Here is a 20861-nt window from a genome sequence, read left to right on the forward strand (position 1 = left end):
ACGCCTCTATACGTTCGGCGCGCGCGGCGCGGAATCATCCTCGATGGTTCAGCCGGCCTCGCAGATCTCAGCCTTAACCCGCTGATTTGCTGAAGGTTTTGCCAAGAACGTGCAAACGGCGATGACGCCGGGGCCGATGGTCTCGCTGCATCGTGCGTCTTGCTCCCTTCGTCTATCGGTTAGGACGCCACCCTTTCACGGTGGAGAGAGCGGTTCGATTCCGCTAGGGAGCGCCAGCAAAATCAATCGCTTAGCTCAGTTGCGCAAGATCGTGTCCAACAACCGTCCAATATACGGCCTTGGACAGATGCGGACGATGAAGGCCTGCAGCTCCAGTTAGACGAGATTTCCCAGCTTCAGCGGACATGGGATGAGACAGCCTAATTTGCGTCAGCCGATCGCATTGCGCGGCTGATCTGCCGCCGATTCGGCTCGAAGCCCGTGGTCAAGACCGGCATGTTCGTGCCGCCGCAAATGCGCAAGCGCGGCGCCAACGGCCGGTGGATCTATCGCCCGCCGACAGAGGCGGAGATTAGGGATTACATCCATGGAGAGGCTTGGTGATGCCGCCTCGACACGCGGCGCAGGAATGTCGTAGGCCGCCTGGTCGCCCTGAAGCTCCGCGGAAGTTACAAGAGAGCGCAAAGCCCACTTTCGGTAGAAGCAGCGTCCAGATATGTTTTCGGTTCGAAACTAGGCCGGCAAACTCTATGGCAGACGAAAATATAGAAGCTTCCTCGGCGGATCTGTTGATCGCCAGCATGTTGATCGACGTCGCGTCGATGGCAAGACATCTCCGCGGCGCGTTGAAGGTGCTCTTGGCGTCGCCACAGGTGGATCAAGCAACCCGTGCAATATGCCAGGAATGGCTTACATCGTTTGATGATGCGCACGCTTCTTATGAGAAGGAAATTCGCAAATTTATCGCCTCGGTAAAACGTCCGGAGTCGGCGAATGGTTGATCCGAATTCGGGCGACGACGCGTTTCTGAAGGCGCGGCTTAACCAGCTCGTGAGCGAGGCATTGAAAACCGGTGGTTCCGATGGCACATCAGGCGGCATGGAACCTCGCGTCGCAAAGTTGGAAGCCGCAGTCGAGCACATCCAGAAGGATGCGAGCGACATAAAGGTTGACCTTCGCACGCTCCGAGATAACGCTAGAACTGACTTTCGCATCCTATTTGGCGCGATCATCGCCGTCGCTCTGGGGCTAGCGGGCCTGATGGCGCGCGGCTTCCATTGGCTCTGACTCCAAGATTGCGCTTAAGCCTCATGCGTTATGCTGTGGCAGCACCCGTGTCACCGGCGCCTGATTGCCCGGCTCAAGGATGCCGCTCCGGGAACGCGGCCGGGACGAAGTGCGCGTTCGTCGGCACGGAGATGATGGCCGTCATTGTGCAATCGTAGCCAATGCGCACGGCTGGGCAACCGCATGACCGACGAAGCACGAATCGAAGACCTTGAGCGGTATCTGATCGAGATGGTGAGGCCAACGCTGATCGAGTTTGAGGCCAATCCATCATCTCGGCGCCACGCCGACGTCAAATGCGTGGTGATAGCGCACGCATTTGACTATCTAGAAAATCCCCGAGCTCCTCAAGTGCGCCGGAATGCTTTTAAGCATCAGCCAGCCGATTTCCAGATAGTAAATTAGGTTGCGCACGCATCTAAGCACGTGGAGACGGACGGCTTGAGGAAATTGAAACAAAGCCAAGTCATTGCGAAGCCGCCTGCCGCGTGGAATGATGCTGCGTCGGACAACTCAAAATGGGATGATCCGCTGGGCGCAGTGACCGTTTTCGAGGGCTAATGCATCGACCTGCTAGACGCAGCCAGAGGTGCGGTCCTGCCTTGATGGCATTGTCGAGCAAGGTCGTCGCCTTTGAGGAGGGCAAGCGCGTTGGGCCGCTCGGCGCCAGCCCACCAGACGGTGGCCCTGACCGAGCGTGGGCCGACGCAGGCAGAGGTCCATGAATATTTGGACCAGGCGTGGTCAGGAGGAGAGCGGTGTGGTAACTAGCCAATCCGAATGACAAAATTTGACAAGCCACAAAAGGGAAACCCTCATCAGCTTGCGATCAACCAGCACACGTTCCCTGCCAGGAGCATAGCGAGGTTTGCTGATGCTTCTGGAAGGATCCAGCTGCAAATGAAGGCTGATGGATCGGTCCGGTTGGCCAAGCCGACTGACAGTATCTTTTGCGCACGGCGGCTGTGGGATCATGCCGCAGAGACTCTGTTTTGCAAGCGGATCGAAGATGATTTCCAACGGCTGGCTGGATTGGTCGTCGGCGGCTTGGTCACGCGCTTTAGCCAACAGATGACGCACGTCATCAGCTCCTTCTATGCGCTCTGGTTGGCCCGGGCTCAAATTCGTGAGCAACCCGAGCAAGATCAGGTCATGCCGGGCATTTGGCCCGATGAAGCTCGGACAAAGGACCAAGAGGAGAGACTGGAAAAAAACGGCTATGCCTTTTCACGAGGCAATGTTTTCCCGGCTCGGATGATAAACGGCGCGGCCATTCGAACCCTCGTGGGTCGACACCTCCGCCAGATCAATCCAACGGCTGATTGGGGGATGATTCATGCGTCAGGTGGCGAATTCGTCGTTCCCGATTGGCCGTTTGATCACGCGTTCGTTCCTGTTAGCCCGACGCTTGCGCTGGTAAATAATAGCGCCCATCAACGACTAGATCGCGCCGCCATGGGACTCCTCAACGAACAGCTCCGAAGAGCCAGCCGACGGTACTTTTTCGCAAGAAATTTTGCTTCGTGTCCCTGAGTGGCAGCATGACAGAAGCGCGGGGGCCGAAGCCCTGCCCATGTTAGTCAACCAATGCAGTTGTGTAAAAGTCTGGTTGGCGGCGGGGCAATGGCGAAGCTAGGGCTCTCCTGATGCCAGGAATTCGGCAGCCCTCTCCGCTGCAACGGCCAGAGCACGGGACAGCTTGATTGCCTGTTCGGGCGTGAGCTGAAGATAAACAGAAACAACGCTCGCGATCGAGACGGTGATCTCGTCCTCGATCTGCTCGACGATAACCGCAGCTGTTTCGTCTATCTCGATCTCGTCTACGCGCCCGAGCGCGTTGAGTTCGTCTTCTATCATCCTCTCTCGCAAAAGGACGAAGCTTGGTCGCGCTTGGAGTGATCGCTGACCGCATTCATGGATTAGGCCCCAGGGTACGCTTCCGGTGAAGACCACAGGCGGAGCGGCCCGCGCGGATGCACGCTTGATCGGAGCGATCAGGCAGCGGCAGGGATGGCGGTGTGCTTCCAGCTCCAGGGCAGCAGGTCTGCGATCCTGCTGGCCGGATGATCGGGCAGCCTGGCGAGGACTTCGGCGAGCCATGCTTGCGGGTCGACGTCGTTGAGCTTGGCGGTCTGGATCAGTGTGTAGATGGCGGCGGCACGGCGGCCGCCCTCGTCGGAGCCGGCGAAGGTCCAGTTCTTGCGGCCGACGGCCACGGCGCGCAGCTCGCGTTCGGCGGCGTTGTTGGTCATGCACAGCCGGCCATCGTCGATGAAGCGCGTGAACACCTGCCAGCGCTTGAGGCTGTAGTCGATCGCCTTGGCGGTCTCGCTCTTGCCGGNGCCAGCGCTTGAGGCTGTAGTCGATCGCCTTGGCGGTCTCGCTCTTGCCGGAGAGCTTGGCGCGGCGCTCGTGCAGGAAGGCATGAAGCTCATCGACCAGCGGGCGGCTGCGCGCATGGCGCGCGGCTTTGCGCTCGTGGGCCGGCAGACCGTTGATCTCGCGCTCGATCGCAAACAGGGCGTCGATCTTCGCGATCGCCTCGATCGCGATCGGTGCCTTCTTCAGCCGTGCAATCTCGAAGAACTTGCGCCGTGCATGCGCCCAGCAGCCGACCTCGATGATCGGGCCCGGCTTGCGCGCGGCCTCGTAGAGGCGGTTGAAGCCGGCATAGGCGTCCGCCTGCATCGGTCCGGCATAGCCGGCAAGATGCGTCTCGAGATGCGCACCGGTGCGGTCGGGCGAGTAGAAGAACAAGGCGTCCGGCGGCGCGTGCCCGGCGAAAGGACGATCGTCGCGGACATAGGTCCAGACGCACCCCGTGCGCGTTTTGCCCTTGGCCAGAACCGGCACGGTGGTGTCGTCGGCGTGGATGCGCTCGGCAGCGAGGACATGCGCCTTGATCGCCTCGACCAGCGGCATCAACGTCGCAGCCGCCGCGCCAACCCAGTCGGCCAGCGTCGAGACGTCGAGCGCCACGCCATCATGCGCATACGTCGTGCTCTGTCGGTTGAGCGGCAGATGCAGCCCGTATTTGGCGAACAGAATATGCGCCAGCAAACGCGGTCCGGCACGTCCGCGTGAGGTCGGATGGAACGGTGCCGGCGGCTGCGTGATCGCCTCGCAGGCGCGGCAGGAGAACTTCTCACGGACATGCTGGATCACCTTCCACTGCCGCGGCACAAGCTCCAGCGTCTCGGTCACGTCCTCGCCGATCTTGCGCAGCCTGTCGCCGCCGCAACATGAGCAATTGGTCGGCGCCGGATGCACGACGCGCTCTCGCAGCAGGTCTTCGGGCAGCGGCCGCCGCGCCGGACGCCGCCGCTCGAATGGCTGCACGTCCATCTTCGCGGCCTTGGCGCGTTCGGCGGACAGCTGCGCATCGGCTTCGGCCTCTGATGCATCCTCCTCGAGATCGGCGAGTTCGAGCTCGAGCTGTTCAAGCACCGAGGCGCGCTCCGACGACGGCCCATATTGCTCGTGCTTGAGCTTGGCGATCGTGAACTTCATCTGCTCGATCAGCAGCGTGCGGGCGCGGACCTCGGCTTCGAGATTGCGCGCCTTGGCTTCCGCCGCGAGCTGCGCCGCCTGGCCGGCGAGCACCAGCGCCTTCAGCGTTGCGACATCATCGGGGAGCGAATCGGCTGTGATCATCGACAGGGATGGAATCACAGCTCCGCCCGGCACGCATCAGTGCCGTTACGTTCGAGCGCTCAACCAACAGCTTCCGGGCGCCACGTCCGCTGCGGATGCCGCCAGTCGATGCCTTCACGCAGATAGCCGAGTTGGGCCGGCGTTATCGTCACCGCTCCGTCCACAGCCTGTGGCCAGATGAAGCGGCCGCGCTCCAGCCGCTTCGCGAACAGGCACATGCCCTGGCCGTCGTGCCACAGCACCTTGATCAGGCCGCCGCTGCGGCCGCGGAACACAAACAGATGGCCGCCATGCGGATCGCGCTTCAAGGTCTCCTGGACCAGCAGCGCCAGACCGTCGAAGCCCTTGCGCATGTCGGTATGGCCGGTCGCCAGCCAAACCTGGGTGCCGGAGGGGATCGGGATGGTCATCGCGAGCCCGCCCGCAGCGCCGCGATCATCGCCGTCACCGTCGCGGCATCCGCCGCGCCGCTGATCCGGATCTTGGTCTCAGTTCCGATCTCGACCTCGATTAACCCCTGAGGCGGAGCTGCCGCTGCATGAAGATCGGGATCGGCTGCAATCGTCACAGCGGCGAAGCCGGGCACGGCAGCCTCCTTGCCGCACAGCCTGGCGCCAGCGGAATACCTGGCTGGAATGCACCCCGAAGGTGCGCGCCACGCCCAGGATCGTCGCACCCGGCTGCAACGCTGCAGCGACGATGCGCTCCTTGTCAGCCCGCGACCAATGCCGCCGTCGCCGCTCCGACGTGATCACTTCCACTTCCGTTCTGGCCATAGGACTAGCTCCAGGACTAGTCCTATGGCTTCGCGAAGCCTCACTGCCGACGCAAGGCGGCCGTCACCAAGGGCTTACGCCCCAGGCGCAAGGTCACCAGAACAAGAGTTCGGTCAGCGGTACGAGACCGGTTAGAGCCAACTCCTTCCGGTCAAAGGTGGGCGTCTTGAATGTCGCCTCGCGGCGCTCCTGATCGGCTACGTCGGCTATTCAGCCAGTTGAGCCCGTTTGCTCCGAAATGCGGCGATCCGCCAAAAAAAGCCCACATAGCCGGCTCGCATAATTTGGGCCGGCAGCGGGATGCTCACTGCTCCTCGGCATCATGCAAACTCATATGGGCCGAGCGTTGGAGCAGTACTGGTCTACGAATTGATCGACGGTGCTTGGATCGCCAAAGATCCGGTGGTAGTCTTCAGGGCCCAGCAGCTTTTCGCCCTCCTGGTCGGCGCGCCTTATCGCCATTTTCATGCCGCGGAGGTAATCTTCTCGCTCGATTTTTCCGATGCGATACTGAAGCGCTAAAGTCTGCTGATCGTTCCGTAGCGACTGCTGGATCGCTGCAAGTTGTAGGACGGTTCGTTCGTCCAGCTGTTTCCCCTCAAGGCCTTGATCAATCAGGAAATGAAGATCTTCGATTAGCTGAGGTGTTGGGTCAAAGTTAGACTTGGGCATTTGGCTCATCCAGGCGCTAGAGCGGTACGTTCCACCGCTTAGGTTCAGCGACGCCACATTAGACGGCGCGCGCTGAAGCGGGGCTGAACAGGTGGCTTGACGAAACTGCCAACTTGCTTCGATTGGCAGCCAATCAATCTCCAGGCCATATACGCCGTAGCTTTGTACGCTCCTCTTGATCAGCGGGTATGCTTGCGATGGCAAGAGAACGCCTGCGCCAGCGGCACTCAAGATCCTGTTTGCCGCTTGGTGGCAGACGCCACTCATCAGATATACAATTCCTGACATTCCGATTGTTCCAATCACAATGCCTTGCCATTTAACTGATCCCCCGATCTTGTGATTAGCGATACAGTCCGCTTGATCAGCGCTTCCACTGCCTCCGACGACAAAAGAGCCGCCTTGGTGCCTCCCAAAGCAGGCGAATGAGCGACCGTCTGAGGTCTGCACGTACGTGTGTTGCGCAAGTCCAATGACATACGCCTCAATTGAAGCCGACGTGGACAAAATCGTCCCCCACGATGGTTAAGCAAACGTTATACCAGTATTACTACTGCCTATTTCTGGGGCATTCATAACTGGATGCTTAAGGTGAAGGCAGTTGAGTCTCAAGACTTTTGCGCAACCCCGGAGAGTATGCAAGGCTTGAAGCCCATCCGAAGCAGAAAATGCCTCTCCGTCTCAATGCTCTTGGCCAGAGCGAGTTCAAGCCTTTATTGTCGGTGACTCGCCAAGAACGCTGCCCGACGTTCATATCGCGGCCCTTCTCGCGGCCAGAACCGCGGGCCGAGCCAGCAATTCACGACGGCTGTCTCCACGCAAACGAGTTCGAGCCAGTTTGGGGAAGGCGATGGAAAAACATTTGGAGACAACGCTCCGTCTCGAACCCAAAGTTGGATTTAAGTCACTGATTTAAAGAGATTCTGCTCCTTCGCTAGGGAGCGCCACCCCGCATCTGTCCTCCGATCGTTTCGTGCCTCCCCGCAGTGGGCCTTGAGGCTCCCGCAGCCCTGTCAGGCCATCGGCGCATTGGCTGTGTTCGATCCGGTCAACCCTCCATTAGGGTCCTTGCCGTACTGCAGCGGGCAAGCAGGAGCAGGATGATGGCCGCGCCCAAGAAGCGGGAAGCCCGAAAGTCGATGAAGCAGCCAGCGTGGATCACGCTGGATGGTGGCTTCGCTGTGCGTCATTGCCTGGTTCAAGACATCTCCAGCGCCGGCGCCAAGCTGACCCTTGAGGATGCGGCGGCCCTGCCGGGAACGATCCGGCTCGCCTTTGCCCGCGATGCGCGCACGGGCCGGCTCTGCCAGGTGGTGTGGCGCCGCGGCGCCTCGGTCGGCGTCAAGTTCATCGGCAAGTAGCCAGCGTATTGCGGCTGCGCGGGGGCGGTGATTTCGCGCAGCGCAATCGGCGAAGATGCGCTAACAAGCTGCCATGTTCAGATCCATCCTTTGCGGAACGATCACCTCCATGCTGGTGGTGACCGTCGCCTGCGCCGGCAGCGTCGGCCCGTCCCTGTTGTCTCCGAGCGTTCCCAACGCGGAGCGGCCGGCAGCACGGCCGAGCAAAGCCAGCCGCAATCCCTGTGCGTCCTACGGCGCCAATTTCGTGCGGATCGAGGGAACCGACACGTGCATGAAGGTCGGCGGCGCCGTGCGCGTCGAGACAGGCACGGGACTCGGCCGTTGAATCTGGCGGCTGCCTTACGAGAGCGGCGGCGCGACGTGGCGGATGAAGGCGGGACGCTGTGATAGCCGCTGATACCAGCTGTCGAGATGGGGCAGCTCCGGCTTGACCACGCCTTCGACGCCGAACCACCGCCGCGCATAGGCACCGAGCGCGATGTCTGCGAGGGTGAACGTCTCCGCCTCGACATAGCTCCGCGTGCCGAGATGGGCGTCCAGGATGCGCCACATCGCCGCGGCGTCGTCGGCGGCTTTCTGCAACGCGATCATATCGCGCTGCGCCGGCGGGGTGCGCACGAGACCCCAGAACAGCGGACGCTCGATCGGCTGCACCGTGGACAGCGTCCAATCCAGCCAGCGCTCGACCGCCGCACGTTGGCGCGGCAGCGACGGGTACAGCGGCGTCGTCCCGCCATAGGCCAGGCAGAGATAACGCATGATCGCGTTGCTCTCCCAGAGCACGAGGTCACCATCGAGCAGGGTGGGAATTCGGCCGTTGGGATTCATGGCGAGATAGTCCGCCTCGGTGTTGCGGCCGAACTGCATGCCGGCATCGATCCGCTCGAAGGCGAGATCGAGCTCGGCCATGCACCACAGCACCTTCTGGACGTTCACCGAGTTGGCGCGGCCCCAGAGGGTGAGCTTGCTGTCGGCGGGCATCATCGGCTCCTGTCTCGCATGACACTGTCGGCGAGCTTGATAGCGCATCTCAAGCAAAAAGCCCCGCTGCGGGCGGGGCTTTTCGGTTGAGCGCGTCGCGCGCGGTGATCAGCGGCCGAAGAACAGCCACAGCAGAATGATCACGGGGATCGGCACGCCCAACAGCCACAGCAGAATTCCTCGACCCATCTCGGCCTCCTCATGTCCTCTTCGTCAATCGAAGCGACAACGCGAGGGGCTCGGCGATGTTCCGCGCGTGGCGCGGCTGCCGCAGAGCGGGGCCTCAGCGAGTGGGGGCGTCACCAATGCCCGGTGTTCGGCATCGACAGCCAGGGCTCGGCAGGGGCCTTCGGCTCGCCCTTCTGCAACAACTCGATCGAGTGCAGATCGGGCGAACGGACGAATGCCATGTTGCCGTCGCGCGGCGGACGGTTGATGGTGATGCCGAGCTTCATCAGCCGATCGCAGGTGGCATAGATGTCGTCGACCTCATAAGCGAGATGGCCGAAGAAGCGATCCTCGCCATAGCTCTCTTCGTCCCAATTATAGGTGAGCTCGACCAGCGGCGCGCCGCGTGTCGGCGGCAGGCTCTTCAGCAGGTGTTCATCCTCGGGCGCGCAGAGAAACACCAGGGTGAATCGTCCCTTGTCGTTGTCGATCCGGCGCACCTCCTTCAGGCCGAGCGCATCGGAATAGAATTTGAGCGCCGCGTCGAGATTGCGCACGCGCAGCATGGTGTGGAGATAACGCATCGTTCTGGTCTCCTTCGAGCTTGAAGCGGATGTTCAACGAACGCCCATGGACGTCGATCCATAGCAGCAAATCGTTGTCTGGCGCAGCAGGGCAAGGGCGTGTGGGTGCTGCGACTGCGCACGGATCTTCCGCGCGACCACCGCGCATCGCGCTCGTTGCAGGATGTTTCGCGCCGCCGGCAGGCACGCCGCGAATCCCTATTTTGGCAGTGATTCGCGACCGCGATGCACGGGCGGGATGCGCCCATATCCAGGAATTTCAGGGCATTTTGGCTGTGATGTGCGGCCAAAATCACGCATGACGGTCGAAAATGCCTGGAAATATAGGGGAAAATGAATCGACCGCTCGCTTCGATCGTCATCGCAGCTTGACTTCTCGGCGCTCCGTTGGAATTTTGGCGCCGCTGTGGGTGCTTCGGGGCCCCTTGAAATGCAGGAGAATCCCGAAAAAACGCGGGGTAATACGCCACCAGACGACTCAAGTCACGGCTGTGCAATGCAGCCAGAAAGCCCCGACCAGTCTGCGCAGCAATGCGCTGATAGCCGCGCAGTCGTCTCGTCATTCACCGGTACCAATCCTAAGGAGATACGATGGCTACCCAACTTTCGAAGTCGCAGCTGATCGAGAAGATTGCGACCACCACCGAGCTGTCCAAGCGTGACGTCAAGAACGTCATGGAGACTCTCACGGATGTCGGCCACAAGGAGCTGAAGAAGAACGGCGTGTTCCTGGTGCCGGGCTTCGCGAAGTTCGTCGTCGTCAAGAAGCCTGCCGTGAAGGCGCGCAAGGGCACCAACCCCTTCACCGGCGAAGAGATGATGTTCAAGGCCAAGCCGGCCCGCAAGATCGTGCGCGCGCGCCCGGTCAAGGCCGCCAAGGATGCGGTCGCCTGATCCGACCCGCCACATTCTGAGCGACAAGGCCCCCTGAGAAGGGGGCCTTTTTGTTGCGCGATGGTTTCTCGCGCGATGGCCGGTGCTGCCGGAACGACAGCAGCGCCAGCGCGACGGAATATCTTCGTCGCCTGGCGCCACCTCGAAGACTGGGCCCTGAAATCCCCAGTGCTGATGTGTATCGGCGGTCCGCCAAAAGGTTCAACACGCTGACGGCTCATCGTGAGGCAGTCCGTCGCCGCAGCTCAGCAGGGTCGCAGGCCGGTGGGGACAAATCGTGGCATGCTGCGCAGCAAGCCGTTCCAGCGGCGCGCCAATGCGGGCAAGCCGGGCTTGTGGATAGGCTGCGGACAAGCCTTGTGGATAGGCTGCGGACAAGCGGTGGATGGCTTGGGGCGGTCGGCTCAGCGATTGATCGGGCGCGTGATGTCGTCGATGGCGTTCTCTGTGCCGGCCGGCTCGCCACCTGGGTGGCAGGAGGCGATCACGACGAAGCCGCCATAGCCGATGATGTTGAACAGAAGTTCCAGCCAACTTGCCATTTCAGATTCCTTGGCCGCGTTCGCGTGGCCGGCCATATCCGGGAGTGAACCTGCCACCGGCCTCGTGGGTTCCGGTCCTCACGACAGTGTGCGGAGTGCAACCAATGTCCCGGCGTCCGCGTTGCTTGGTCGCATATGATTTGGAGGACACGATGAGAAACGCATTAGCCGCTCTGGCGACTGCAGGCGCCGTCGCCGCCACCGCCCTCGCTGCGCCGGCCCCGGCGCAGGCGCGTGGACTCGGGCCTGGTCTGGCATTCGGTCTGGCCGCAGGCGCGCTGACCGCAGGCGCGCTCGCAGCCTCCGGCGCTTATGATTACGGTCCAGGCTATGGCTACTATGGTCCGGGCTATGGCTATTACGGCCCGCGCTACGTCTACGGGCCCGGTCCCTACGCCTATTATGGTGGACCGTACTACCATCGGTACCACCACTGGCGGCACCATTGGTAAAACTATGAATGCGAGAGAGCCCGGAGGCCTGGCCCCCGGGCTCTCTTCGATTTGCGCGCGATGTGGGCGCGGGCCTTGGCCCGGCGCGGGATAGCGGCGCCCGTGCAGCAGCGCGCTACTCGGCGGCTTCGCCGCGATCGGCTCGCTTCCAGGCAAGGCTCGCATATTCCTCGCGTTCGCGCGCGAACCTCTCCTGGGTTGATCTGAACCGCGCAATGCGGGCGGTGATTTCGGCGCGCTCCTGCGCACGCCGATCGTCTTGCGTCTCTTTGTGTCCCACGGATGTTCTCTGCTCTGGTCAAATCCGACGAGGCTCGCCCTGAGACGCATGACAAACTTCCTGGCGAATCGCTGTCGTGATGTGGGTGCCCGATTGGGGCGTGATTGCGGACGCCGGTCGCCATCACATGCCCGCTCACCATTTGGCTGGGGACAGCAGCGCCGCCATGCCTGGCTCCAGTAGAACACGCAGCCACGGACTCGTATCGCTTGCATCGCGGCGACCCAGCCTCGGTTCGGGCGCATGAGACTTGGTCGCCGGCCGTGCTAAACTCGCAGCAATGAATGACTGGTTCGGGTGAGCCGCGATGATCCGATCTGATCTGCAGGATGGCGTGAACCGCTTGGGCGATATGATCGCGGCCGCCAAGGTGATCGTGCCGTTCACGGGGGCCGGCATTTCGACGGAGGCCGGCATCCCCGACTTCCGTTCGCCCGGAGGGCTATGGACCCGCAACCGGCCAATCGACTTCCAGGAGTTCGTCGCCAGCCAGGATGCCCGCGATGAGGCTTGGCGCCGGCGCTTTGCGATGCAGGAAACGTTTGCGGCGGCGCGACCAAGCCGGGGCCACCGCGCACTCGCCGCGCTCTACCGTGCCGGCAAGATCCCCGCGGTGATCACGCAGAACATCGACAATCTGCACCAGGACTCCGGCTTCGCCCCCGATCACGTCGTCGAGTTGCACGGCAACACCACTTACGCGCGCTGTATCGGATGCGGGCAACGCTATGAGATCGGCTGGGTGCAACAGCGCTATGCCGCCGACAACGCTGCGCCCGACTGCCCGGCCTGTGCCGCGCCGGTGAAGACAGCGACGGTGTCGTTCGGTCAGGCGATGCCGGAAGCGGAGATGCAGCGCGCGACCGAGCTGGCGCAGCATTGCGATCTCTTCATCGCGATCGGCTCGTCATTGGTTGTATGGCCGGCGGCGGGCTTTCCATTGATGGCAAAGCAGGCGGGTGCACGACTTGTCATCATCAACCGGGAACCGACTGATCAGGACGACGTTGCTGATCTCGTCATTCACGATGACATCGGCGAAGTGCTTGGTCCGTTCCTCCGTAATTGAACGGAAATTGATGCATTTTTGCCTGCATGTCTGTTCATATGCCTCACTGAAACCGATTTTTGTCTATGCGCGGCACGAGGGAATGTTATCTTTGATTCGAGAGATTCGCGTGGCTCGCCGTGGGTATAAGTGGTGATCATGCGGTTAAGAACGCCGTTGCAGGGGTGGCGGCTCACAATTTATCTGTGAGGTCCGGGGTTATGGGGTCGGACGGATTTGAGTCCAAGAAGCTCGGGTTACCGGTTGCTGGTGTGTCCGCACCCAACCGTCTCGGGGCAGACTATCAAGGCGGTGTCGCGCGCGACGCAGCGATCGATGCGCTAGCCGGTCTTGGCGAGAACCTCGTCGAAATCAGCGGCGTCATCAAATGGTTCGACGCGTCGAAGGGATACGGCTTCATCGTTCCCGACAATGGCTGGCCGGACGTGCTGCTGCACGTCACGGTGCTCAGGCGCGACGGCTATCAGACGGCTTATGAAGGCGCTCGACTCGTGGTCGAGTGCGTTCAGCGCGCCAAGGGCTACCAGGCCTTTCGCATCGTCTCGATGGACGAGTCGACCGCGATCCATCCGGCGCAGATGCTGCCGCCGCGTACCCATGTGACGGTCACGCCGACCAGCGGGTTGGAGCGTGCGCAGGTCAAATGGTTCAACCGGCTGCGTGGCTTCGGCTTCGTGACCTGCGGCGAGGGGACCCCGGACATCTTCGTCCATATGGAGACCTTGCGCCGCTTCGGCATGACCGAGCTGCGGCCCGGCCAGTGGGTGCTGGTCCGCTATGGGCCGGGCTCCAAGGGCATGATGGCGGCAGAGATCCATCCCGAGACTGGCTCTCCGGCGCTGTCGTCGCACTGAGCCAAGGGTCGGAACGCAGCGACTGCGGAATTCGGCAGCCCCGGGGAGACCTCTTCCCGGGGCTGATGCGTTCTCAGCCGGCGCCTTGCGGAAGCGTGTCTTGGCCACCCGTCTCTCGACCGCCCGCCGGGAGCCGGCCGTCCGCGGTCTTGCTGCGGAGCCCGCGAGCGTGTAGTGACGTGGTCCTTCCAGGAGATCGGGGTATAGCGCAGCCTGGTAGCGCGGCAGTTTTGGGTACTGCAGGTCGTTGGTTCGAATCCAGCTGCCCCGACCATTTCCCAGGCGGTACGGCCGCCGGGTTTCCCTCATCCGGATATGCCCGTCAGAGCAAGCGCCGGAGCTCGCCGCGTCGGAGCGCGGCGCCCCCCCCCAAAAAAAAATTCGGATGCCCTCGCAGCGGCAAGACTCGAGAGCATCCGAAGTGGAGCGGGTGAATCCGGGGAAGGAACATCCGCCAAGCCGCACAACAGCGGAAAGGCCTTGGGGCGTCTTTGCGCTAAATCAAATACATAGAGGGCAGGCGGACCGGCGGCCGCAGGCCGTCAGCGCACTGGCGGTTGCGCCTGCGCATCGTCCGCGAGGCGGCCGTCCACGATATGGACGCGCCGCTGCATCTGCGCGGCGAGATTGAGGTCGTGGGTCACGGCGACGACCGTCTTGCCGCGCATGATCACGAGGTCACGCAGGATGCCGAACACCTGCGCCGTCGCTGCGGTGTCGAGACTGCCGGTCGGCTCGTCGGCGAGGATCACCGGTGGATCGTTGGCGAGCGCACGGGCCACGGCCACGCGCTGACGCTGGCCGCCGGACAGCTTGTCCGGCGTCTTGCGCAAATGGTCGGCGAGGCCGAGCGAGGCGAGCAGCTCCTCGGCGCGCTGCGTGATGCCCCGGGCCGACAGCCGCCCCAGTGCCCGCATCGGCAGCGCGACATTCTCGGTGATCGAAAATTCCGGCAGCAGGAAATGAAACTGGAAGACAAAGCCGAGACGCGACAGCCGCATCTCCGCGCGTTCGTCCTCGGTCATGGCGGTCGTGGAGCGGCCATCGATCAGCACGTCGCCCCGGGTTGGAAGATCGAGCAGACCCAGAAGGTAGAGCAGGGAGGATTTGCCCGACCCGGACGGGCCGGTGATCGCGATAAATTCGCGCGCGCCGATCGCAAGGTTGATGTCGGCGACCAGGGTCACCGGCACCTCGCCGGGCAGGATCCTCGTTACCTGGCGCGCTTCGATCAGCGGCGGACTCACGTCGCACCCCGGATGATATCGACGGGATGCAGCCGCGCCGCGGCGCCGGCCGGGAAGTAGCCGGCCACCACGCTCGACAGCAGCGCCACGGCGGTGGCGAGCAGATAGTGCTTCAACGAATACAAGACGGGCAGGTGATTGTAGTCGGAGAACGGCGTCTTGAACTCGAGCGAGGCAAGCCCGCGAGTCAGGAGATAGCCGAGCACCCAGCCGAAGGCCGCGCCGGTCAGACCGATGAACAGCGCCTCGATGATGAAGATGCTGCGGATGGTCCGGTCGCGAAAGCCGAGCGATTTCAGGATCGCGATGTCGCGGGTCTTCTCATGCGTGATCGTCGAGATGATGTTGTAGGTGCCGAAGCTCGCGACCAGCAGGATGGCGCCGACGATCGTGTACATCAGCACGTTGCGCAGCGTGATCGCCGACAGCAGATCCTCCTGCGCCTCCTGCCAGGAGATCGCCTTGTAGCCGGTCTGTTCTCCGATCCGTTCGCTGATCAGCCGGGCCTGCATCGGATCGTTGGTCCGGATGCGGATCTCGTTGATGATGCCGGTCTGGCGCTCGAGGATCTGCGCGGTGCGCAGCAGCACATAGCCGGTGGTCTCGTCGGTGGCGCGGAAACCGGAGTGAAAGGTGCCGACGACCGTGGCGTTCATGCTGATGCCCTGGGCGGAGGCGAGCGTGATGTTGGAGTTCACGCGCGCCCCGAGCTTGGCCGTGAGCCGGTCGCCGAGCAGGATTGCGTGCGACGAGCGATACAGCGAATTGAGGCTGCCCTGGCGCATATGGCTGGCAAGGGTCGAGACCTCGCTTTCGGTGCGCGGGTCGATGCCGATGATCGCGACGGTGATATTGCGGCCGGCGAAGCGCAACACCGCCTTGGATTGCACGGACGCCGTCAGTGCACCGGGCACCCAGCCCTGCAGTGAGGCGATCGTCGCCATCGGGTTCTTGATGCCGGGGCGCCGCACATTCGGCTTCAGGCCGTGGAATTCGGCGGCCGCGTAGATCTGATCGGCCGGTTGACGGCTCGGCTCGCGCAGCTCGTCGGTGATCGAGATGTGCGGCAGCGCGTCGACCAGGGTGCGGATGAAATCGTCCTGCGATCCCTCCATCATGGCCGCCATCATCACCGAGAACGCCACGCCGGTCATCACCCCGGCGATCGCGACCAGCGTCTGCCGAGCGCGATGACGCACATGGGTCCAGGCGATGGTGAGGACCAGGCTCATGGCGCTGCAGTCTCGATCTCCATCGGCCGGACCCGTTCGCCGTCTTTGATGTCGGCAGTCGCGGGGGCTGCCACCATCTCGCCCTGCTGCGCGCCTTCGAGGATCTCCACGGCCGCGGAGCCTCTGATGCCGACGCGGACCTTCCGACGGTGCACACGGCCGTCGTCAATGACCAGCAGGCCGTTATTCACGACGGCATTGGCCGGCACGAGCAGCACATCGGCCTTCTCGCGGCTGACGATGTTGGCCTCGACGCTCATGCCGACACGCAGCGGCGTGTCGTCGGGCAGGCCGATCCGGACGCGGAAGGTCTTGGCAACGGGATCGCCCGCCGGCGTGATCTGCTTCACCGTTCCGGGCAGCGCCTGGCTGCCGAACGCATCGCTGCGCAGCAGCGCCTTCTGCCCGACCTGGACGCGGGGGATGTCCTCTTCATTGACGTCGGCGATCACCCAGAGCGGCTTCTCCAGGCCGACGCGATAGAGGATGGTGCCGGGGTCGACCATGTCGCCGACCTCGCCATCCTCCTTGAGCACGACGCCATCCATCGGCGACACCAGCCTGAAATAATCGAGGCGCTGGCTCTGCGCCGCGATCTGCGCGCGGATGCGGGCGAGGTCGCTTTCGGAGCGCTGATAGGCCTGCGACGTGGACGCGCCGCGCGCCAGCAGCTGTGACTGCCGCTCGAATTCGTGCCGCTGAAACTCCTCCTGCGCGCGCAGATCGTTCAGGGTGGCCAGCGCCTCCTTGTCGTCGAGCCGCGCCAGCAGGTCACCAGCCTTGACCGCCTTGCCCTCGCAGCGACAGCGCTCGACGATGCGGCCGCGCACCAGCGGCGTGGTGCGCGACCATGTCTCCGGCTCGACCGCTCCGGTGGCATAGACGATCTCGGCGGCCGTGCCGCGCGTGATGCGAACGACCGTGATCGCAGGTCCGCGCAGCCACCATGCCGCCAGCGCGGCCGTCGCGGCGAGAGCCAGCAGCATCGTGAGCAGGCCAGGCCAGGGAAAGTGACGCCGGCCGCGGTCGGCGGCCGGCGGGGCAGGTGGATGGTTGGCGGCAATCGCGCTGGATCGATCCGGCGTCAGCATGTCCATGGTCGACTGGACCCTGCGACGGGAAGGCAGCTTCTATTCAGCCCGCGGTGCCCGTCGCAACGCGAGGCGGCGCCATTTTGAAGTGCTGCTTGGCATAGGCGACGATCTGGCGATCGGTTGGATGATCGGCGGCTTCGACGGCGACGATCCGCTTGCCGACCGCAGGATGCTTCTCGTGCAGGTACTTGGCAAGCTCCGTCTTCGCGCTCGCTGGACCGATGATCAGGATCTCGCCGGCATCGTTGAGCGCGGCCGCGATCTCCTCCAGGAAATGCTTGTCGGGCGCGGCATGGCCGCTGCCGATGGCGTTCGCCTTGTGGTGCAGATGCTTGGTCTGCAGATGCGGATGCAGCGTCAGCTCGTCGGAACCGGTGAGACCGATATGGAACAGCTTGGCCTCGCTGTGATCGAGCCACACGACGGCATGAAAATGAGTCGGCATGATCTGGTCCTTGTCAGCAAATCGCCGCGTGAGCAGGCGGCACGTGCGCTCAGGGAGCGCGCGCCGCGGCACGCGGCACCATTGTGCTGACGACCTTAGCCAGCCCGGACCAGGCCCGGCTTGATGCAGGTCAACGGGAAGGCCGCCGCGTGCGGGCGGCCTCCCGGCACCGCCTCACTTCGCCGCGGCGGTCTTGGGTGTGGCTGGCTTCGGCAGCGGCTTGTCCTGGCGCTTCGACCACGAGATGTAATAGGCCACCGTCGTCATGATCGCGATCCCTGCGGCGCTCACCAGGATCTGCGCCAGCAGCGAGCCCGAGCTCAGCATCAGCGTGAAATGGCCGATGAAGGACAGGAAGACGCCGACGCAGAATACCGCGAGCGATTGCTGACCGCACACCACCAGCGGATCGAAGCCCTTCCATTCCAGGCCCGGCCATTCCTTCGGCACGAAGCGGATCACCAGGATGACGATCACCACGAAATGCAGGAAACGGTAGGGCGCGAGATTGGTCTTGTCGTTCGGATTGAACGCCGAATAGAGCCAGTGCGGCAACATCGTGCCATAGTCCGGAAAGCGGCCGGCCATGGTCATGATCAATGCGAGCAGCAGGTAGCCCAGACAGAAATAGAGTGTCGCCGGGGCCATGATGATGCCCATCGAGCGGCGCGCGCCGCCGAGCGCGCACCACGAGCCGAACACGAACAGCACCTGCCAGCAATACGGATTGAAATACCAAGTGCCGGCCGGATAGGCGGCGAAATTCCACCCCATCTGGCGCGCGAGGAGCCACAGCACGATCGAGGCGATCATCGTGATATCCGGCTGCCGCAGCATGAGCCACAGCACCGGCGGAAAGAAACCCATCAGCACGATATAGAGCGGCAACACGTCGAGATTGACCGGCTTGAACTTCAGGATGAGCCCCTGCGCCAGCGTATCGCTGGCATGGTCGACCAGTCCGGCAACGTTGAACTCGTCGATGATCTCGGAGACGCCGAAGCGTGTCGCCAGATAGCTGATGGCCACAATATATATGACGAACAGCACGATGTGAGCGACGTAGAGCTGCCACACCCGCTTGAACAAGCGGGTGGCGCCGACGATGAAGCCGCGGTCGATCATCATGCGGGCATAGACGAAGGACGCGGTATAGCCGGAGATGAACACGAACAGGTCAGCGGCGTCGCTGAAGCCGTAATTCCGGGTCGTGATCCAGTTCACCACATTGTCGGGGATATGATCGAGAAATATCGCCCAATTGGCGATGCCGCGGAACAGGTCGAGCCGCAGGTCGCGCCCTCTCTCGGGCAGCGTCGCATTGATTTTCATGGCCGCTTCAACGCACTGTTTTTGAATGAGGAAAGTTCGGGGAGCGGAAGGCGCCGTGGCAGTCGACCGAGATTGTCACGGGACGGCAGAATGACTATACCGTGCACGATAGACGGTCATGTCCAGGATGGGAATCACCGTTCCGTGCTGAAGCGTGCGTGTACCCCATCCCGGCCGTTTCCGCCAAACGCATGACGAACCGCTGCTCCGAGGGGCTCTTTCAGCCATGACCGCACGCATTTTCAAGCCCGCCAAGAACGCGATGCAATCGGGCAAGGCCAAGACCCGGGACTGGCAGCTGGATTACGAGCCGGAGCAGCCCCGCGCGGTCGAGCCGCTGATGGGCTGGACCTCCTCGTCGGACATGAAGCAGCAGGTCACCTTGCGCTTCGACTCGAAGGAAGAGGCCATCGCCTATTGCGAGCGCAAGGGCATTCCGTACCAGGTGATCGAGCCGAAGGAGCCGGTGAAGCGGCAGATCGCCTATGCCGACAATTTCTCATTCCGCCGCGGCGAGCCTTGGACGCATTGATCTGGACGCCTTGATCCGGACGCTTTGAATCGCGTCCACCGATCGGATGGCCTTGATCGGGCCCCGCCGAGGAACGGTGACTGGTCATGAACCTAGCCGTTGGCGCGCGGGTCACTGGGGATCGGGAGCGGCGCGTCTTTCGAAAGGCCCAGCACCGGAAAACTGCGGATGGCCCGGACGCCGGGCAGGGCCGCGAACTGCCGGAGCTGTCGGCTCATGCCGTCCACGCCGGTCGAGACGCATTTCAGCAGGAAATCCGCGTCCCCCGACAGCCGCCAGCATTGCTGGACCCAGGGCAGCGGCATGACCGCGGCCTCGAACGCCTCCAGCGCCGTCTGATGCTGGCTGTCGAGCTGGATCGAGACGAACGACACCACCTCATAGCCCAACGCCCGCTCGTCGATGGCGGCGCGGATCGATTTGATCACGCCGCGGCTGCGCAGCGCGCGGACCCGGCGCAGGCAGTTTGGTTGCGAGATGCCGACCCGGTCGGCGAGCTCATTGACGCGGATTCGGCCGTCTGCCTGCAACTCCGCCAGGATCCTCCGGTCGATCTCGTCGAGGTCGGGACGCTCCGCCATGGCCCCGCGATCCCTATTCCCTTGTACCTTGGCCGGGATGGCCGCCGCCGGGTGACGCGCCCTGCGGCATCACCCCGGAGAGTACGAGCTTCTCATGCGCCGCGATGATTGCCTCCTTGGTCAGCCGTCCCCCCGGACGATACCAGCTGCACAACCCGGTCAGCAGCGCGATGATGGCAAAGGTCGCGACCTGGAGGTCCACCACGTCGAACACCCCGTCTGACATGCCGTCGCTCAGAATGTCGGCCAGCCGGCGTTCATAGGCGCCGCGCAGGGCCACGACCGCTTCGTAATTGCGCGGCTCCAGGCTGCGCAACTCCGAATTGGCGATGAACACCTCGCGCTTCCGCGTCATGTGATAGCTGACATGGAAGGCAACGAACGCCCGCAGCCGCTCCACCGGAGTTTGCTTGTCGCGCAGCGCCTCTTCGAGCTCGCGCAGCAGATCGTTGATGTGGTCCTGGATCAGGTCCGACAACAGCTCCTGCTTGGTGTTGATGTGATTATAGAGGGAGCCGGGCTGGATGCCGACCTCGGCGGCCAGCTGGCGCAAGCTCATGGCCTCGTAGCCATGCTCGAAGATCAGCCGCAAGCCGGCCTTGCGGATCGCCTCCATCGTGGTCGGACCATGAGACCCGATCGTGCGCGCCATCTCATCCTCACCGAACGCTGCAGGTCCGACGACCTGACACCAGCAACCGCCCTGGACCACGGAAAGCGTCATGTTCTCAATGCGGACGGCGCTCTTTCGAACTGTACGACAATCCGCTTGAGAATTGAATTTAAAAACGTATGATCGTTTAATTCGAGAGCAAAGGACGCGGCCATATCGCCAGGCTGCCAACGGCCAGGGAGGACAG

25 protein-coding genes, 2 tRNA genes and 2 pseudogenes are annotated in these 20861 nt (G+C 62.9%); 13 read left to right on the forward strand and 16 right to left on the reverse strand.

Translation table 11 applies throughout. From position 1 onward, the window contains the following. Positions 1–161 precede the first annotated feature (161 nt). From HL671_RS11760 to HL671_RS11780, 5 genes are all read left to right on the forward strand, one after another. Positions 162–236 (forward strand) — tRNA-Glu (locus tag HL671_RS11760). Positions 237–710: 474 nt separating this feature from the next. Continuing rightward, on the forward strand, positions 711–962 hold the full coding sequence (locus HL671_RS11765; protein WP_172236483.1) for a hypothetical protein: 252 nt from the start codon (positions 711–713) through the stop codon (positions 960–962). Next, positions 955–1248 carry a hypothetical protein gene (locus tag HL671_RS37990; protein ID WP_210263856.1) on the forward strand — a complete coding sequence of 98 codons (294 nt, stop codon included), beginning with the start codon at positions 955–957 and terminating at the stop codon, positions 1246–1248. The genes HL671_RS11765 and HL671_RS37990 overlap by 8 nt, the downstream gene beginning before the upstream one ends. 183 nt (positions 1249–1431) lie before the next feature. After that, positions 1432–1653 (forward strand): hypothetical protein, encoded by a 222-nt coding sequence (locus HL671_RS11775; RefSeq protein ID WP_172236484.1) that lies wholly within the window; start codon positions 1432–1434, stop codon positions 1651–1653. Between the two features lie 375 nt (positions 1654–2028). Further along, positions 2029–2781 (forward strand): hypothetical protein, encoded by a 753-nt coding sequence (locus tag HL671_RS11780; protein ID WP_172236485.1) that lies wholly within the window; start codon positions 2029–2031, stop codon positions 2779–2781. A 99-nt stretch (positions 2782–2880) separates the two neighbouring features. On the opposite strand, the gene HL671_RS11785 is transcribed toward HL671_RS11780, so the two are convergent. The 6 genes and pseudogenes from HL671_RS11785 to HL671_RS11805 all read right to left on the reverse strand — a co-directional run bounded on the left by HL671_RS11785 (position 2881) and on the right by HL671_RS11805 (position 6638). Then, on the reverse strand, positions 2881–3105 hold the full coding sequence (locus HL671_RS11785; protein WP_172236486.1) for a hypothetical protein: 225 nt from the start codon (positions 3103–3105) through the stop codon (positions 2881–2883). 137 nt (positions 3106–3242) lie between these two features. Beyond that, positions 3243–4902, reverse strand: a pseudogene (tnpC, locus tag HL671_RS11790) (IS66 family transposase). Between the two features lie 59 nt (positions 4903–4961). Further along, positions 4962–5312, reverse strand: a complete 351-nt coding sequence (gene tnpB / locus HL671_RS11795; protein ID WP_172236487.1) for an IS66 family insertion sequence element accessory protein TnpB — start codon at positions 5310–5312, stop codon at positions 4962–4964. Continuing rightward, positions 5309–5488 (reverse strand): hypothetical protein, encoded by a 180-nt coding sequence (locus HL671_RS38330; RefSeq protein WP_246579465.1) that lies wholly within the window; start codon positions 5486–5488, stop codon positions 5309–5311. The genes tnpB and HL671_RS38330 overlap by 4 nt, the downstream gene beginning before the upstream one ends. Before the next feature lie 13 nt (positions 5489–5501). Beyond that, positions 5502–5678 (reverse strand): annotated as a pseudogene (locus HL671_RS39105) (transposase); the annotation flags it as partial. Positions 5679–6008: 330 nt separating this feature from the next. Then, a complete protein-coding gene (locus HL671_RS11805; protein WP_172236489.1) occupies positions 6009–6638 on the reverse strand; it encodes a hypothetical protein in 630 nt (209 codons plus the stop codon). 815 nt (positions 6639–7453) lie between these two features. Between HL671_RS11805 and HL671_RS11810 the strand changes: the two genes are divergently transcribed. Together HL671_RS11810 and HL671_RS11815 are read left to right on the forward strand one after the other, a co-directional pair. Further along, positions 7454–7711 (forward strand): PilZ domain-containing protein, encoded by a 258-nt coding sequence (locus HL671_RS11810; protein ID WP_012044098.1) that lies wholly within the window; start codon positions 7454–7456, stop codon positions 7709–7711. 73 nt (positions 7712–7784) lie between these two features. Then, positions 7785–8039 carry a porin gene (locus tag HL671_RS11815; protein WP_172236490.1) on the forward strand — a complete coding sequence of 85 codons (255 nt, stop codon included), beginning with the start codon at positions 7785–7787 and terminating at the stop codon, positions 8037–8039. 14 nt (positions 8040–8053) lie between these two features. On the opposite strand, the gene HL671_RS11820 is transcribed toward HL671_RS11815, so the two are convergent. After that, positions 8054–8695, reverse strand: coding sequence for a glutathione S-transferase family protein (locus HL671_RS11820; RefSeq protein ID WP_172236491.1), 642 nt, complete (start codon positions 8693–8695; stop codon positions 8054–8056). Positions 8696–8994: 299 nt separating this feature from the next. Continuing rightward, a complete protein-coding gene (locus tag HL671_RS11825) occupies positions 8995–9447 on the reverse strand; it encodes a VOC family protein (RefSeq protein WP_012044102.1) in 453 nt (150 codons plus the stop codon). A gap of 591 nt (positions 9448–10038) precedes the next feature. Between HL671_RS11825 and HL671_RS11830 the strand changes: the two genes are divergently transcribed. After that, positions 10039–10341 (forward strand): HU family DNA-binding protein, encoded by a 303-nt coding sequence (locus tag HL671_RS11830; protein ID WP_006614754.1) that lies wholly within the window; start codon positions 10039–10041, stop codon positions 10339–10341. Between the two features lie 404 nt (positions 10342–10745). Here the strand turns inward: HL671_RS11830 and HL671_RS11835 are convergent, their stop codons facing one another. Beyond that, positions 10746–10883 (reverse strand): hypothetical protein, encoded by a 138-nt coding sequence (locus HL671_RS11835; RefSeq protein ID WP_172236492.1) that lies wholly within the window; start codon positions 10881–10883, stop codon positions 10746–10748. A 152-nt stretch (positions 10884–11035) separates the two neighbouring features. On the opposite strand from HL671_RS11835, the gene HL671_RS11840 reads away from it, so the two are divergent. From HL671_RS11840 to HL671_RS11855, 4 genes are all read left to right on the forward strand, one after another. Next, a complete protein-coding gene (locus tag HL671_RS11840) occupies positions 11036–11335 on the forward strand; it encodes a hypothetical protein (protein WP_172236493.1) in 300 nt (99 codons plus the stop codon). A 587-nt stretch (positions 11336–11922) separates the two neighbouring features. After that, positions 11923–12684, forward strand: a complete 762-nt coding sequence (locus HL671_RS11845; RefSeq protein ID WP_172236494.1) for an SIR2 family NAD-dependent protein deacylase — start codon at positions 11923–11925, stop codon at positions 12682–12684. Positions 12685–12884: 200 nt separating this feature from the next. Next, the gene (locus HL671_RS11850) at positions 12885–13538 is read left to right on the forward strand and encodes a cold-shock protein (RefSeq protein ID WP_012044106.1); all 654 of its coding nucleotides are present in this window, start codon (positions 12885–12887) and stop codon (positions 13536–13538) included. Between the two features lie 197 nt (positions 13539–13735). Then, positions 13736–13812, forward strand: a tRNA-Pro gene (locus tag HL671_RS11855). Between the two features lie 268 nt (positions 13813–14080). Here HL671_RS11855 and HL671_RS11860 read toward each other — a convergent pair. The 5 genes from HL671_RS11860 to HL671_RS11880 form a co-directional block, all read right to left on the reverse strand. Next, entirely contained in the window at positions 14081–14785 is a 705-nt protein-coding gene (locus HL671_RS11860) for an ABC transporter ATP-binding protein (RefSeq protein ID WP_172236495.1), read from the reverse strand. Continuing rightward, positions 14782–16017, reverse strand: a complete 1236-nt coding sequence (locus tag HL671_RS11865) for an ABC transporter permease (protein WP_172236496.1) — start codon at positions 16015–16017, stop codon at positions 14782–14784. The genes HL671_RS11860 and HL671_RS11865 overlap by 4 nt, the downstream gene beginning before the upstream one ends. After that, positions 16014–17114, reverse strand: a complete 1101-nt coding sequence (locus tag HL671_RS11870; protein WP_172236497.1) for an efflux RND transporter periplasmic adaptor subunit — start codon at positions 17112–17114, stop codon at positions 16014–16016. The genes HL671_RS11865 and HL671_RS11870 overlap by 4 nt, the downstream gene beginning before the upstream one ends. Positions 17115–17151: 37 nt before the next feature. Beyond that, the gene (locus HL671_RS11875; RefSeq protein WP_012044110.1) at positions 17152–17556 is read right to left on the reverse strand and encodes a hypothetical protein; all 405 of its coding nucleotides are present in this window, start codon (positions 17554–17556) and stop codon (positions 17152–17154) included. 174 nt (positions 17557–17730) lie between these two features. After that, on the reverse strand, positions 17731–18888 hold the full coding sequence (locus HL671_RS11880; protein ID WP_012044111.1) for an OpgC domain-containing protein: 1158 nt from the start codon (positions 18886–18888) through the stop codon (positions 17731–17733). A gap of 226 nt (positions 18889–19114) precedes the next feature. Between HL671_RS11880 and HL671_RS11885 the strand changes: the two genes are divergently transcribed. Next, positions 19115–19420 (forward strand): ETC complex I subunit, encoded by a 306-nt coding sequence (locus HL671_RS11885; RefSeq protein WP_172236498.1) that lies wholly within the window; start codon positions 19115–19117, stop codon positions 19418–19420. Positions 19421–19512: 92 nt separating this feature from the next. Here HL671_RS11885 and HL671_RS11890 read toward each other — a convergent pair whose 3' ends face one another. Together HL671_RS11890 and HL671_RS11895 are read right to left on the reverse strand one after the other, a co-directional pair. Next, positions 19513–20001: an Lrp/AsnC family transcriptional regulator gene (locus HL671_RS11890; protein WP_172236499.1), complete on the reverse strand. Its 489-nt coding sequence runs from the start codon at positions 19999–20001 to the stop codon at positions 19513–19515. A 13-nt stretch (positions 20002–20014) separates the two neighbouring features. Continuing rightward, positions 20015–20653 (reverse strand): TetR/AcrR family transcriptional regulator, encoded by a 639-nt coding sequence (locus HL671_RS11895; RefSeq protein WP_172236534.1) that lies wholly within the window; start codon positions 20651–20653, stop codon positions 20015–20017. Positions 20654–20861: the final 208 nt, after the last annotated feature.

This window comes from Bradyrhizobium denitrificans, assembly GCF_013179005.1.
GTDB lineage: Bacteria > Pseudomonadota > Alphaproteobacteria > Rhizobiales > Xanthobacteraceae > Bradyrhizobium > Bradyrhizobium denitrificans.